This window comes from Ectothiorhodospira shaposhnikovii (assembly GCF_022227765.1).
Lineage (GTDB): Bacteria > Pseudomonadota > Gammaproteobacteria > Ectothiorhodospirales > Ectothiorhodospiraceae > Ectothiorhodospira.
The window spans coordinates 92,762-106,045 of the sequence record NZ_JAJMLZ010000008.1; the positions used below are offsets into that span (position 1 = coordinate 92,762).

Consider the following 13,284-nt stretch of genomic DNA (forward strand, 5'->3'; position numbering starts at 1 on the left):
AAAAACCCCGACAGATTAACGGCCATTCATGACATGACCATGACCGCCCCCAGATAGATCGCCACCAGCATCGACAGCACCAGACCGATGAACAGCAGCCCCAGGGTCTCCCAGCGCAGCAGCAGGCGCTCGCCCCGGGCCACCCGGACCAGCCATGCCGCCCAAAGCCGGGGCAGCCCATGGACCAGGGCCAGGGTGAACCCGCCGCCCGGCATGTGCCAGAACCCGGGGGTACGGGAAATCCATCCCAGCACCCCCTGACCGCCCCGCTCCAAAGGCACCCACAGGTCCCCCTCGGGAATCCATCGGGGCAGGGTCCAGCCCCGGAAACGGGCCAGCAACAGGGCAATGCCGCCGATCAGCAAACCCAATCCCATCGGCCAGAGCAACGCCAGCGCAGGCTCGACGGCCAGGGCCTTGAAGGCATCCTCCGGCGCCAGCACCCAGGGCAGGGCCACCGTGCCCAGTACCAGCACCAGACAGGGCATCCACAGGGACACCGGCACCGGGCGGGGCTCCCGCGAACCACCGGCGGCCAGCACCCAGAATCGCAGCATCAGCAGGAAGGTGCCGGCCGCGGCCGTGGACAGCCACAGGGTCACCAGGGACAGATCCACGGGCGCATCGTACATGGGTGTCTTGAGCAGGGTCTTGGCCACGGCCCCGCTGGTCAGGGGCATCCCCGCCAGCGCCAGTCCCGGCAGCAGCAACCAGGCCAGCGCCGCCGTTCGCCCCACCCGCTGGGCAATGCCCACCCCCAGGAACAGGGCGGCCTTGGCGATGCCGTGGTGCAAGGCATAGAGCACCAGGGCCGAGATCAGGGCGGGCGCCAGGGCCGGGTGCATCATGGCCACCCCCAGGCCCGCCGTCATCAGGCCCATCTGACTGATGCTGGAATAGGCCAGCACGGTCTTGACCCGATGCTGGAACACCCCGGCCAGCACCCCATAACCGGCCCCCACCAGACCCAACACCAGCAGGACCGTGCCCAGGGCTTCCGGCACACTACCCGGCGGCAGCAGGCGCATCCAGCCCAACAGGCCCGCCTTGATCATGGCCCCCGACAGGACGGCGCTGGCCGGGGTGGGCGCGGCCGGGTGGGCCAGGGGCAGCCACAGATGCAGGGGCACCATCCCGGCCTTCACTCCCAGGCCACCCAGCAACAGGATCACAGCCGCCGTCCCCGGCGGCTGCTCCCAGACCCGGACCAGACCATGCCCGCCGGCATCATGGACCAGCAGGATCAGGCCCGTGAACAGGGCCACCTCGCCCATCAGGGCCATGCCCAGATAGACCCACCCGGCCCGCCAGGACTCAAAACGCTGTTCATGCACCACCAGCCCCATGGAGGCCAGGCTCATGAGGGCGAAGCTGGTATAGAAAAATGCCACGTCCGCCGCCACCACCAGCCCCAGGTTGCCCGCCATGGCCAACAGGAAAAAGGCGTGGAAACGCACCCGGGCCGGACCTGCCCCCAGATACCCCTGGGCGTAAACGGCCGCCGCGCCCCACAGCAGGGCGGTGAGCAGCAGAAAGCCGCGTCCCACCGGATCCAGGGCCAGTTCCGTGCCCAGCAGCAGCCAGGGGTAGAAGGCCCATGCCCCTTCCGGCAGCCACAGCGCACCCGCCAGGGCCGGCAGCACCGCCAGCGGGGTCAGGCGCCAGAGATGACGACCCACCACCGGTAACGCCAGGGCAGACACCAGCAGCAGCGGGGTCAGGGGAATCAGAAGCAGCCAAAGATCCGGGGTCATGGCGTCTCCCATTCGAAGATGGCGCGCCAGATATGATCGTAGCCGTACTCGAATTCCACGATGAAGGTCACCCAGTACAGGGGACTGATGGTCAGGGAGGCCAGTAGCCCCATGCCCAGGGCCATGGCGGCGACGGTCACCGTGGGCAGCAGCAGCATCCAGTGGGTTTCCAGCCGTCGTCCCCCGTGACGTTCATCGGGCCACGGCCCCTCCCGGCGACTGAACCAGCCCCGCAGGATCGGCGGCAGGAAATACAGGGCGTTGAGCAGACTGCTGACCACCAGCACGCCGGTCACCCAGGCCATTCCCGCCTCCAGGGCGCCCAGGCCCAGATACCATTTGCTGATGAACCCGGCCAGCGGGGGAATGCCGATCATCCCCAGGGCCGCCAGGGTGAAGGCGGTCATGGTCCAGGGCATGCGCCGGCCCACCCCACGCATCTCATCCACCCGATGGATGCCCAGGGTCTCGGCGAAATTCCCGGCGCAGAAGAACAGGGTGATCTTCATCACCCCCTGATGGACCAGATGCACCAGCCCCCCCACGGCACCGATGGGTCCGGCCAGGGCCACGCCGAGGATGATGTAGGACACCTGGCTGACGGTGGAAAAGGCCAGCCGTTGCTTGAGATCATCGGCAAACACCGCACGCACCGAACCATAGACGATGGTCATGATGGCCAGCAGCAGCAACGGCAGGGTCACCCCCAGATCCGCCGCCAGTTCCACCCCGTAGACATCATTGAGCACCCGCACGATGCCGAAGGCCCCGGCCTTGACCACGGCCACCGCGTGCAGCAGGGCACTCACCGGGGCCGGGGCCACCATGGCCCGGGGCAGCCAGCTATGCAGAGGCAGCAAGGCCGCCTTGACCCCGAATCCGGCCATGAGCATGGCAAAGATCATGATCAGAACCGGACCCTGGTCGGCACTCAGATGCCGCAGATAACCGCCGGCGACAAAGGGCTCGGAACCCGCCAGCAGGGTCAGCCAGACCACGGCCCCCAGCAGCACCGCGCCCCCCAGGAGGGTGTAGGCCAGATAGATGCGCCCGGCCCGGAAGGATTCCGCCGTGCCCCGGTGTACCACCAGGGGCCAGGTGGCCAGGGTCAGGATCTCGTAGAAGATCAGCAGGGTGATGAGGTTGCCGGAGAAGGCGATCCCCACCGTGGCGCTCACGCACAGGCTGAAGAAACCGAAGAAGCGGCTGCGGTTGGGGGAATCCTCCAGGTAGCCGATGGCGTAGATGGTGGTGACCAGCCAGAGCACCGCCGAGAGGGTGGCAAACAAGAGGGACAGGGCATCCGCCGCCAGCACCAGATCGATCCCCGGCAACAGGTTCACGCTCAGGCTGTAGGTCTTGCCATCTCGGTACACTCCCACCAACAGGGCAATGATCAGCAGGAACTTGAGGGTGGCGCCCCCCAGGTTGAGGGCCGTGCGCAGGGCAAACTGCTGCTCCCGCAGGAAGAAGATGGCCACCCCGGGCAGCAGGGAGCTCAGGAGAATCAGCAGCAGCATGTATCCCCCCGTTGCCATTTCAGCCCCCTCCCCCGGCCAGGGTTCGGGCCAGCAACGACAAGGCCGGGCTACCGGCAAACCCCAGGCCGATGGTCAGCAGGGCCAGGGCCAGGGGCACCCATTCCATCACCGCGGGCAAGGGACGCCCCCGATCCGCGGGGCCCGGCTCAAAGGCCGGCCCCAGCAGACGGAACACGTAGGCACCGGCCAGAAGCCCGCCACCCAGCACCACCAGGGCCCAGATCCACAGCCCGGCCTCCAGGGCGGTCTGCACCAGCAGCCATTTGGCGATGAAACCCCCGGTGAAGGGCAAACCCACCAGACCGGCACCAGCAATCCCCAGGGCAAAACTGGTCTTGAGCCGCCCCCGCATCACCGCCCCCAACTCCGCCAGCCGGTCGTGACCCGCCGCCCGCTGCAGGGTGCCGGCGGCCAGGAACACGGCGGCCTTGGCCACCCCGTGGGCAACCGCGAAAAAGACCACCGCCTTCCAGCCCTCCGGATGCGCCCGGAGAAACGGAAACAGCAGGAACAGATAGCCCACCTGGGCCACGGTGGAATAGGCCACCACCTGCTTGAGCCGAGGGGCCCGCAACGCCATGAGGCCGCCCCAGAGCACCGCCCCGGCGGCCAGCGCCCCCATCAGCACATCCAGCCCCGACAGAGGCAATGCCGGGAAGACCGTCAGCCAAAGCCGCAGGATGAGATAGAAGGACACCTTGACCACCAGGGCCGAAAGCGCCGCGCTGACCGGCGCCGGGGCACTGCCATGGGCGGGGGGCAACCAGACATGCAGCGGGAACAGGGCGGACTTGGCCAGCAACCCCACGGTCATCAGCACCGCCGCCAGCATGGGGGCCGACGACAGTACCACCTGGGCACCCAACCCCTGCAGATCCAGCGTGCCATAAGCCCCGTAGAGCAGGGCCACCCCCATCAGGTAGGCCATGGATCCGAGCAGGCTCACCAGCAGGTAGCGCATGGCCGCCACCAGGGGGGCGGCACCGCCGGCCAGGGCCACCAGGGCCACCGACGCCAGCACCACCAGTTCCAGGGTGACATAGAGATTGAACACATCCCCGGACAGATACAGGGCATTCATGGCCGCCCACAGCCACAGCCAGAGGACCCAGAACCAGCGGCCCCGGTCTGTTCCGCCCAGGTAGCCCAGGGCATACAGACTGATGGCCAGCCCCACCCCGGCGGTCATCAGCACCATCAGGCTGGCCAGGCCGTCCACCACCAGGGTGATACCCAGGGGCGGTGCCCAGCCTCCCAGATCCAGGATCACGGGACCCTGGGCATGCACCTGCAGGGCCAGCAGCAGGGCCATGACCGGGGTGAGCAGCGCCGTCAGCAGCCCCCACCATCGAGCCGCGGCAGGCCACAGTCCCGCCAGCAAGGCACCCGCCAGGGGCAGGATCACCAGCCAGGGAGCCAGGAGCACGTCTGCCATGACAGCGGCCAGCGGCATGTCAGTCCTCCGGCCCGGACCGGGGCAATCGCGCCAGGCCGGTGGCCGCCTTCACCCTGAGCATCAGCACCAGCGCCACGGCCGTGGCGCTGAGTGCCACCACGATGCCGGTAATGACCAGGGCATGGGGTACCGGATCCACTCCGCCATCACCGCCGGCGGCCACTCCCAGCAGGACCATGAATATCCCGGAACCCATGATGTTGATGGCGAGGATCTTCAGCAGCAGATGACGACGCACCACCAGGGCATGCAGTCCCATCACGAACAGCAGGGTGCCACACGCGAGGTAGATCTGAAGACTGACGGGCTCAGTGGCCATGGCGCCCTCCCAGGAACAGCAGCACCAGGGTCAGGGCGATGGAGAGGGCGGCGACCAGTTCGATACCCAGGATCAACGGGTAGGCCCAGGCGGGGGGATACCCCATGAAGCCGTGACCAGCCAGCAGACCCGCGGTGCCCACCGCCAGGAAAACACAGACCCCAAGGGCCAGACCCAGGTGCTGCAGCGGCGCGGGCAGCATGGGCAGCTCGCGGGGACGCGACAACATCAACATGACGCCGGCGGCCCCCAGCACGGCCCCGCCCTGGAAGGCGCCGCCGCTGTCGCTGCTGCCTACCCAAACCAGATAGCCCCCGGTAACCACCGCCACCGGGATCAGATGACGCAGGGTGCCGTGCAGCACCGGCCCCTGCACCGGTCGGGCCGGAATCGGATCACGACGCCCCAGGGACCAGACCGCCAGCACGGCCAGCAACAGCACCGCCAGTTCCAGGAAGGTGTCGTAGGCGCGAAAATTGAGCAGCACCGCCGTGACCGGATGATCCACACCGGCCCGGTCCATGGCGCCGGCCACCGGTTCGACCAGCCCGGGCTGTGACGGTAGATCCAGCACGGCAACAAGGAGCAGCCCAGCCAGGGCCAGGCTCATCAAGGGCACCAGGGCCGGTGCGGAGCGATGCCGGATCATCGCTTTTTTCCTCCCCCGAAGACCCGGGTTTCCAGACGCCGCAACCGTCCCAGGGCCACCAGCAGCAGGGCACCGGTAACGCCGGCACCGATGGCGGCCTCCGCGAGGGCCACGTCGGGGGCGGACAGACGCACCCAGGCCAGGGACAGCAGCAAACCGAAGGCAATGAACAGGACCACGGACCGGAATAGATCCCCGCCCGCCAGCAGACGCCAGGCAACCCCCAGCAGGGTGAGGACCAGCAGGGCATCAAAACCGATCAAAAACCAGGTGGTGATCTCTTCAGGCATCGCGTGGTCGCATGAACGAACAGGGAAGTCAGAGCCGATGGGATTCCCGCCGGCGGGCCCGCTGGGCCACCAGATGGCACCCGGCCGCGCCGGCCGCCAGCACCAGGCCCCAGATCAGGATCAGCTTGAACACTTGGGGCAGGCTGCCGACTTGCAGGGCCACCCCCGCGACCACCAGCCCCAGCCCCAGATTGTCGGCCTTGGTCAGGGCATGGAGCCGGGTATAGACGTCCGGGAACCGCAGCATGCCGATGCTGCCGGCGGCAAAGAACACAAGCCCCATCAGCACCAATCCCATGCTGACGGCATCCATGACCTGACCCATCATGCCTGATCTCCCCCCTGCCGTGGCAAACCCCGCTGTCTGACGAAGGCCACCGTGGCCACCGCCGCCAGCAGGGCGAAGACCAGGGCCACGTCCACCAGGGCCGGCTGTTCCATGGCCAGGGAGAGCAGCAGCAGGATGGCCACCCCGGCGGTGCCGAAGAGCTGGGCCGCCAGCATCCGGTCTCCCGGCGTGGGGCCGGACAGTACCCGCACCATGCCCACGGCAACGGTGAAAAGCAGGAACAGGGCGCAGAAAAGCCAGAACACGGTCATGTCACGAAGCCTCCAGCCGCAGACCAAAGAGCGCCGCCACCCGATCTTCCAGCCGGGACAGGGAAGCATGCAGCGGCATCCCCACATCCAGCACATGGAGCTGAAGGCGGCGTCGATGCAGCCCCACGCTCAGGGTGCCCGGAAGCAGGCCGATCACGTTCATGAAGAAGGTCAGTGCCGGCCCCCGCGGCAACCGGACCGGGTAATCGATGAATCCGGGAGCCAGGGGCATCCGTGGCGACAGGGCCCGACGGGAGACATCCAGGCCGCCGACGAAGGACTGCCAGAGGAAGAAGCCCATGAACACCATCAGACCACGCAAGGATAGCCGGTAGCGCCGCCCCGGCGGCAGGACAAAGACCGAGGCGGCAGCCAGCAGGGCCACCGGGATACCGATGGCCCAGGCACCGGGCGCGCCGCCGGTCAGGATCCACCACAGGACCAGAGCTGCCGACAGGGTGACCAGGAAACGGCGCGGAGGAGAGGGAGCCAGGCGGCGATATCGATCCGACATGGAAAGAAGTGTAGCCGATGCAGTCATTCACCCTGGACGGCTACTTCTGCCGCCACTGTCCCCGCTCATCCTGGTACCAATATCCCCGTGGGGCCTCCTGCACCCAGACCCGAGCGAAGGTGGCGCGGATGTCCGACTCCCACTCGGGACGGTCATTGGCCCTGGCGATCTCCCGGTACAGGGCGTTGCGGTCGGCATTTTCTTCCGTCACCAGGCGCTGTACCGCGGCCCGGTCCCGCAGGGGTACGGCATTGAGGTCGCGAATGGTCACCAGCCCGTCCCGGGTGAAGCCGATGGCCCCGGAGGCAAAGTGAGGCTGCAGTGACGGCGTGCGCGAGCGCATGGAGGCCCGCAGACCGTCGATGGTGGCGGTGCGAATGTTGATGTTGGCCTGCTGGGCCTGGGCCGGCGGGATGACCGTGTCCAGGATCAGCGCCAGCACACGCCGGGAGGTGCCGTCCAGACGGGCGTCCGGAGCGGTTGGCGCGGCTTCCGGGGACTCATCGGCGGGCCGCACGGTCTCGCCCAGCACGTCCCGCACGATGGTGCGGGCGGCATCCTCGGCGGCGGCGGCGGGGAAATAGATGTTGATGGTGACGCAGGCGGTCAGGAGCAGCACGGCGCCGAACCAGGCCAGGTGTCGGGGTAATGCGATGAAGTGGCGTGTCATGGCGATGGATCCTTGAGTTTATTGACATCTGCAAACGGCAGACGGTTCGACGTCCAATCTAACCCGAAAAAACATCAAACCCTACAGGGGCAGGCTGAAAAAGGCCGACAAACTGGCCCCGATCCGTCCGACCTGCTACCTTTAATCATTTTCCCTGCCCCGCCAAGATCATGACATCCGATACCCGCAACATCCTGGTCACCAGCGCCCTGCCCTACGCCAACGGACCCATCCACCTGGGCCATCTGGTGGAATACATCCAGACCGACATCTGGGTGCGTTTCCAGAAGATGCGCGGCCACCAGTGCATCTACGTCTGCGCCGATGACGCCCACGGCACCCCCATCATGCTCAAGGCGCAAAGCGAAGGCATCACCCCGGAGGTCCTGATCGAGCGCATCGGCCGGGAACACCGGGAGGACTTTGCCGGCTTCCTGGTGGATTTCGACCACTACCACAGCACCCATTCGGAAGAAAACCGCCATTTTGCCGAACTGATCTACACCCGGTTGCGGGATGCCGGACATGTCGCCCGGCGCACCATCCGCCAGGCCTACGACCCGGAAGCGAAGATGTTCCTGCCGGATCGCTTCATCAAGGGGGAATGCCCCCGCTGCGGCGCGGCGGACCAGTACGGAGACTCCTGCGAGGCCTGCGGCGCCACCTACGCCCCCACGGACCTGAAAAACCCGGTCTCCGCCATCTCCGGCGCCACGCCGGTGGAAAAGGAATCCGAGCACTACTTCTTCAAACTGGGCGACTTCCACGCCATGCTGCGGGAATGGACCGGCTCCGGCAGCCTGCAGGGGGAGATCCGCAACAAACTGCGGGAATGGTTCGAGGCGGGCTTGAACGACTGGGACATCTCCCGGGACGCCCCCTACTGGGGCTTCGAGATCCCGGATGCACCGGGCAAGTACTTCTACGTCTGGCTGGACGCCCCCATCGGCTACATGGCCAGCTTCAAGCACTACTGCGAGCAGCAGGGCCTGGACTTCGATGCCTGGTGGCGCGCCGACAGCACGGCGGAGCTACATCACTTCATCGGCAAGGACATCGCCTACTTCCATACCCTGTTCTGGCCCGCCATGCTCAGCGGCGCGGGCTTTCGTACCCCCACGGCGGTGCACTGCCATGGTTTTCTCACCGTCAACGGCCAGAAGATGTCCAAGTCCCGGGGCACTTTCATCAAGGCCCGCACCTATCTGGACCACCTGCAGCCGGAATACCTGCGCTACTACTTCGCGGCCAAACTCGGCCCCGGCGTGGATGACATCGACCTGTCCCTGGACGATTTCATCGCCCGGGTGAACAGCGATCTGGTGGGCAAGGCGGTGAATATCGCCTCCCGCTGCGCCGGATTCATCCACAAGGGCTTTGCCGGCCGCCTGGCCGACAGCCTGCCGGATCCGGATCTGTATGACCGCTACGTGCGGGCCGGCGAGGAAATCGCCGGACACTATGAACGGCGGGAATTCGGTCAGGCCATGCGGGAGATCATGGCCCTGGCGGACTTGGCCAACCAGTATGTGGACGAACAAAAACCCTGGGTGCTGGCCAAGCAGGAAGACGGTCAGGCCCATGTCCAGGCCGTCTGCACCCAGGGCATCAACCTGTTCCGGGCCATTCTCACCTATCTGCGACCGGTGCTGCCGTCCATGGCGGAGAAAGCGGAAGGGTTTCTGGGTATTCCCGCCCTCACCTGGGAAGCGGTGCGGCAGCCCCTGGTGGGAACCCGCATCAACGCCTACGAACCCCTGATGACCCGGGTGGACCCGCAGGCGGTGCAGACCCTGCTGGAGGCCTCGAAGGAAAGTCTGGCACCCACGCCGACCCAGCCCCAGGGGCCGCTGGCCCGGGACCCGATCCGGGAAGAGATCACCTATGACGACTTTGCCAAGGTGGATCTGCGCATCGCCCGCATCAGCCGGGCCGAGCATGTGGAAGGCGCCGACAAGCTGCTGCGCCTGACCCTGGACCTGGGCGGCGAGACCCGACAGGTCTTCGCCGGCATCAAGTCGGCCTATGATCCGGCCGACCTGGAAGGACGCCTGACGGTGATGGTGGCCAACCTGGCACCGCGCAAGATGAAGTTCGGCCTGTCCGAAGGCATGGTGCTGGCCGCCGGTCCCGGCGGCAAGGATCTGTTCATCCTGTCACCGGATACCGGCGCCCAGCCGGGCATGCGGGTGAAATAGGCCGCCCGTCAGCCGGCGGCGACGGGAATCGGATGACTGAACCCGGGGTTGTGGGGCTGCCGACTCGGCAGGCCCTGCGCTCCGGTAGCTTGGTGTACCTGGTTCAATTCTTCTTCCAGGTGACGCAATTCCCGCTCCAGCGCCACCATGCGACGTCTGAGCGCGACTTCCCGATGATGGGCCTGGGCAGGGGTGTGGATGCTGGACTGGGCCATGACGGGTCCTCCTCATTTGATTGAAATCAAATCTAGCAACCCCCGAAGCCGGGTTGAAAGAATATAAATTTGTGTTGTAATCACCCAATAGAATTAGCAACACAGACCCGGGTCCCCATGAAGCTCCAGCAGTTGCGTTATCTGAAGGCCATCGTCGAGAACAACCTCAATGTGACGGAGGCCGCCGAGCGCCTGTTCACTTCCCAGCCTGGGGTGAGCAAGCAGGTGAAACTGCTGGAAGAGGAACTGGGGCTGGAGATCTTCCATCGCAGCGGCAAGAATTTCAGTCACGTCACCCCCGCCGGTCGCCAGATCCTGGCCCGGGCCGAAAACATCCTCAGTGAAGTGCAGAACATCCATGCCCTGGCGGAAGACTTCAGGGACGAGGAGCGGGGCACCCTGCGCATCGCCACCACCCATACTCAGGCCCGCTACTTCCTGCCGCCCCTGATCACCCAGTTCCGGCGCCGCTATCCCCGGGTGCATCTGCTCATCCACCAGGGCACCCCGGTACAGATCTCCCAGATGGCCGCCTCCGGTGAAGTGGACTTTGCCATTGCCACCGAAGCCATCGCCCTGAACCGGGAACTGCTCATGATCCCCGCCTATCGCTGGCACCATTGCGTGGTGGTCGACAAGGGGCACCCGCTCACCGGGGTCAAGTCCCTGGCCCTGGAAGACGTGGCCGGCTACCCCATCGTCACCTACGTGCACGGCTTTTCCGGTCGGGGCCGTCTGGAACAGGACTTTGCCAATGCCGGGCTTGCGCCGGAGATCGTGCTCAGCGCGGCGGACTCGGACGTCATCAAGACTTACGTCAGACTGGGACTGGGGATCGGCATCATTGCCCACATGGCCTATGAGCCCGGCCAGGATACGGATCTGGCCTACCTGGATGCCAAGTCACTGTTCAGGGAAAATGTTACCCGGGTCGGGTTCCGCAAGGGCGTCTACCTGCGCCGCTTCATGTGCCACTTCATGGATCTGCTCGCCCCCCACGCGGGAGAGGAAAGGGTCCAGGAAGCCCTGAATGCCCGGACCCAGGAGAGCGTGGACCGGATCTTCGAGGGCATTGACCTGCCCGAGCATTGAATCCACCGATAGACCGGCTCCCGCAGGGGGGAATGATGAACGGGTCATTCCCGCGCAAGCGGGAATCCAGTCACGGGCCGAAAACCCTTGTCTCCCGCTTGCGCGGGAGCGACGGCAAAGGCCCTGGAATGACGGCAGCAAACCTCTTGGGTGTTTCTCGGAGGGGCGGATACATAACGCAAGATTATATATGTATACTTGGGCCGATACAGACAACGCTCCCTTTCGGAGCCGATTGATCCGGGGCCATTTGCCCTTGATCACAGGATAATCTCGACATGAAACTCCAGCAACTTCGCTATCTGCAGGCCATTGCTCGCTACAACCTCAACATCTCCGAAGCCGCGGATCGCCTGGCCACCTCGCAGCCGGGCATCAGCAAGCAGATCCGCCTGCTGGAGGAAGAACTGGGTGTCCCCCTGTTCCAGCGCAACGGCAAGCATCTGTCCGGCATGACCGCCGTGGGTCGCCGGGTGCTGGAATACAGTGAAGTCATCCTCAGGGAAGTGGAAAACATCCGCGCGGCGGCGGAAGAGGCCCGGGATGAACAAGCCGGGGATCTGCGCATTGCCACCACCCATGCCCAGGCCCGCTACATCCTGCCCCCCATCGTGGACGCCTTCCGCCATCGTTTCCCCCGGGTCAGGGTACAGATCCACCAGGGCACGCCGCGGCAGATTGCCGACATGCTCTCCCATGACGAGGTGGACTTCATCGTCGCCACCGAGCCCATGCTGGCCTCCGGCCAAGTGATCGTGCTGCCCGCCTACCGCTGGTCTCACTGCGTGGTGGTTCCCAAGGGGCATGAGCTGGCCGGTGCCGGCGCCATCCCCCTGGAACGGCTGGCGGACTACCCCATCGTCACCTATCTGGACGGCTTCAGCGGCCGCACCAAGCTGGACGCGGATTTCCGCCGCGCCGGACTCACCCCGGACGTGGTGCTGACGGCGGCGGACGCGGATGTCATCAAGACCTACGTACGCCACGGCATGGGCGTGGGCATCATCGCCCGCATTGCCCTGGAAAAGGGCCATGACGACGACCTGGTGGCACTGGACACGGAACCCGGACTGTCGGAAAACATCACCCGCATCGGCTTTCGCCGGGGCGCCTGGCTGCGCGGCTACATGTATGATTTCATCACCCTGCTCGCCCCGCATCTCACCCATGAGCACGTGGCGCGGGCGGCCCAGAACCCGGACCCGGAAAACCTGGAAGCCCTGTGCCGCAACATGGAGGTCCCGGAGGGCATTTCGCACTGTGCCTGAACGAAGGGACCGGCAGGATGGACGCGGCCGCATGGGTCGCGTACATTAACCCGCTGTTTTCCCTTTGATCAGGCAGGTATGGAAGAGACACACGAGCACCTGGGGGCACGTGCCGCCCAACTCATCTCGGCAGGAAGCTTCTTCTATCACCGGGGCTGGATGCCGGCCACCGCCGGCGGTCTGTCGGCGCGCCTGGACGATCACCGCATGGTGATCACGGAATCCGGTCGCAACAAGGGCGAACTCGGACACGACGGCCTGATGATGGTGGATCTGGACGGCAACGTCCTGTCCCCCGGCAAGCAGCCCTCCGCGGAGACCTTCCTGCACATCATCCTCTATCGCCGTTCCCCGCGGATCGGTGCCGTGATGCATACCCATTCCGTCAGCGCCACCGTGCTGTCCCGCATCGTGGAGGGCGCCGAACTGACCCTCACCGACTGCGAAGTCCTCCGTACCCTGCCGGGCATCGCCTGCCGGGACGCCTCGATCACCCTGCCCATCTTCGGCAATGATCAGGACATCCCCCAACTGGCGGCGCAGGTGGATGATCACATGAACCGTCACCCGGACACCCCCGGCTACCTCATCGAGGGCCATGGATTCTATACCTGGGGGCGGGATGCGGCCGAGGCCCGGCATCATGTGGAAGCCTTCGAATTCCTCTTTGACTGTGAACTGCAACTGCGCAGACTCAAGCCATGATGACACCCATCCA

General features: G+C 65.8%; 13 protein-coding genes and 1 pseudogene. 4 read left to right on the forward strand and 10 right to left on the reverse strand.

All coding sequences use genetic code 11. The features are described 5' to 3' along the window. Positions 1–26: 26 nt before the first annotated feature. The 9 genes and pseudogenes from LQD11_RS12095 to LQD11_RS12135 form a co-directional block, all read right to left on the reverse strand. Positions 27–1,754, reverse strand: a complete 1,728-nt coding sequence (locus LQD11_RS12095) for a complex I subunit 5 family protein (protein WP_238617775.1) — start codon at positions 1,752–1,754, stop codon at positions 27–29. Beyond that, a complete protein-coding gene (locus LQD11_RS12100; protein WP_238617776.1) occupies positions 1,751–3,292 on the reverse strand; it encodes a complex I subunit 5 family protein in 1,542 nt (513 codons plus the stop codon). Before LQD11_RS12100 ends, LQD11_RS12095 begins: the two co-directional genes overlap by 4 nt. A gap of 1 nt (position 3,293) precedes the next feature. After that, the gene (locus LQD11_RS12105) at positions 3,294–4,748 is read right to left on the reverse strand and encodes a complex I subunit 5 family protein (protein ID WP_238617777.1); all 1,455 of its coding nucleotides are present in this window, start codon (positions 4,746–4,748) and stop codon (positions 3,294–3,296) included. A 1-nt stretch (position 4,749) separates the two neighbouring features. Next, positions 4,750–5,070 (reverse strand): NADH-quinone oxidoreductase subunit K, encoded by a 321-nt coding sequence (locus tag LQD11_RS12110; protein ID WP_238617778.1) that lies wholly within the window; start codon positions 5,068–5,070, stop codon positions 4,750–4,752. Further along, positions 5,060–6,009 (reverse strand): annotated as a pseudogene (locus LQD11_RS12115) (hydrogenase subunit MbhD domain-containing protein). The gene LQD11_RS12110 and the pseudogene LQD11_RS12115 overlap by 11 nt, the downstream one beginning before the upstream one ends. A 28-nt stretch (positions 6,010–6,037) precedes the next feature. Then, complete coding sequence (locus LQD11_RS12120; protein WP_008932405.1) at positions 6,038–6,337, reverse strand: cation:proton antiporter; 300 nt, start codon at positions 6,335–6,337, stop codon at positions 6,038–6,040. After that, entirely contained in the window at positions 6,334–6,609 is a 276-nt protein-coding gene (locus LQD11_RS12125) for an MrpF/PhaF family protein (protein ID WP_238617779.1), read from the reverse strand. The genes LQD11_RS12120 and LQD11_RS12125 overlap by 4 nt, the downstream gene beginning before the upstream one ends. Position 6,610: 1 nt before the next feature. Further along, entirely contained in the window at positions 6,611–7,123 is a 513-nt protein-coding gene (locus tag LQD11_RS12130; protein ID WP_008932403.1) for a Na+/H+ antiporter subunit E, read from the reverse strand. Positions 7,124–7,163: 40 nt separating this feature from the next. Then, a complete protein-coding gene (locus tag LQD11_RS12135; protein WP_238617780.1) occupies positions 7,164–7,793 on the reverse strand; it encodes a YdbL family probable chaperone protein in 630 nt (209 codons plus the stop codon). A gap of 170 nt (positions 7,794–7,963) precedes the next feature. On the opposite strand from LQD11_RS12135, the gene metG reads away from it, so the two are divergent. Further along, on the forward strand, positions 7,964–9,991 hold the full coding sequence (metG, locus tag LQD11_RS12140) for a methionine--tRNA ligase (RefSeq protein ID WP_238617781.1): 2,028 nt from the start codon (positions 7,964–7,966) through the stop codon (positions 9,989–9,991). 8 nt (positions 9,992–9,999) lie between these two features. Here metG and LQD11_RS12145 read toward each other — a convergent pair whose 3' ends face one another. Then, entirely contained in the window at positions 10,000–10,206 is a 207-nt protein-coding gene (locus LQD11_RS12145; protein ID WP_238617782.1) for a hypothetical protein, read from the reverse strand. A gap of 117 nt (positions 10,207–10,323) precedes the next feature. On the opposite strand from LQD11_RS12145, the gene cysB reads away from it, so the two are divergent. From cysB to LQD11_RS12160, 3 genes are all read left to right on the forward strand, one after another. Continuing rightward, positions 10,324–11,298, forward strand: coding sequence for an HTH-type transcriptional regulator CysB (gene cysB, locus LQD11_RS12150; RefSeq protein ID WP_008932399.1), 975 nt, complete (start codon positions 10,324–10,326; stop codon positions 11,296–11,298). 278 nt (positions 11,299–11,576) lie between these two features. After that, entirely contained in the window at positions 11,577–12,566 is a 990-nt protein-coding gene (locus tag LQD11_RS12155) for a LysR substrate-binding domain-containing protein (RefSeq protein WP_238617783.1), read from the forward strand. A 78-nt stretch (positions 12,567–12,644) separates the two neighbouring features. After that, entirely contained in the window at positions 12,645–13,271 is a 627-nt protein-coding gene (locus LQD11_RS12160; RefSeq protein WP_008932397.1) for a methylthioribulose 1-phosphate dehydratase, read from the forward strand. The last annotated feature ends 13 nt before the right edge of the window (positions 13,272–13,284 follow it).

Coding starts and splice junctions, on each gene's coding strand:
- LQD11_RS12100 (WP_238617776.1), bottom strand. CDS start 3,292: ATGGCAACGGGGGGATACATGCTGCTGCTGATTCTCCTGAGCTCCCTG.
- LQD11_RS12160 (WP_008932397.1), top strand. CDS start 12,645: ATGGAAGAGACACACGAGCACCTGGGGGCACGTGCCGCCCAACTCATC.
- LQD11_RS12130 (WP_008932403.1), bottom strand. CDS start 7,123: ATGTCGGATCGATATCGCCGCCTGGCTCCCTCTCCTCCGCGCCGTTTC.
- LQD11_RS12135 (WP_238617780.1), bottom strand. CDS start 7,793: ATGACACGCCACTTCATCGCATTACCCCGACACCTGGCCTGGTTCGGC.
- LQD11_RS12105 (WP_238617777.1), bottom strand. CDS start 4,748: ATGCCGCTGGCCGCTGTCATGGCAGACGTGCTCCTGGCTCCCTGGCTG.
- LQD11_RS12110 (WP_238617778.1), bottom strand. CDS start 5,070: ATGGCCACTGAGCCCGTCAGTCTTCAGATCTACCTCGCGTGTGGCACC.
- metG (WP_238617781.1), top strand. CDS start 7,964: ATGACATCCGATACCCGCAACATCCTGGTCACCAGCGCCCTGCCCTAC.
- LQD11_RS12120 (WP_008932405.1), bottom strand. CDS start 6,337: ATGATGGGTCAGGTCATGGATGCCGTCAGCATGGGATTGGTGCTGATG.
- LQD11_RS12125 (WP_238617779.1), bottom strand. CDS start 6,609: ATGACCGTGTTCTGGCTTTTCTGCGCCCTGTTCCTGCTTTTCACCGTT.
- LQD11_RS12145 (WP_238617782.1), bottom strand. CDS start 10,206: ATGGCCCAGTCCAGCATCCACACCCCTGCCCAGGCCCATCATCGGGAA.
- LQD11_RS12095 (WP_238617775.1), bottom strand. CDS start 1,754: ATGACCCCGGATCTTTGGCTGCTTCTGATTCCCCTGACCCCGCTGCTG.
- cysB (WP_008932399.1), top strand. CDS start 10,324: ATGAAGCTCCAGCAGTTGCGTTATCTGAAGGCCATCGTCGAGAACAAC.
- LQD11_RS12155 (WP_238617783.1), top strand. CDS start 11,577: ATGAAACTCCAGCAACTTCGCTATCTGCAGGCCATTGCTCGCTACAAC.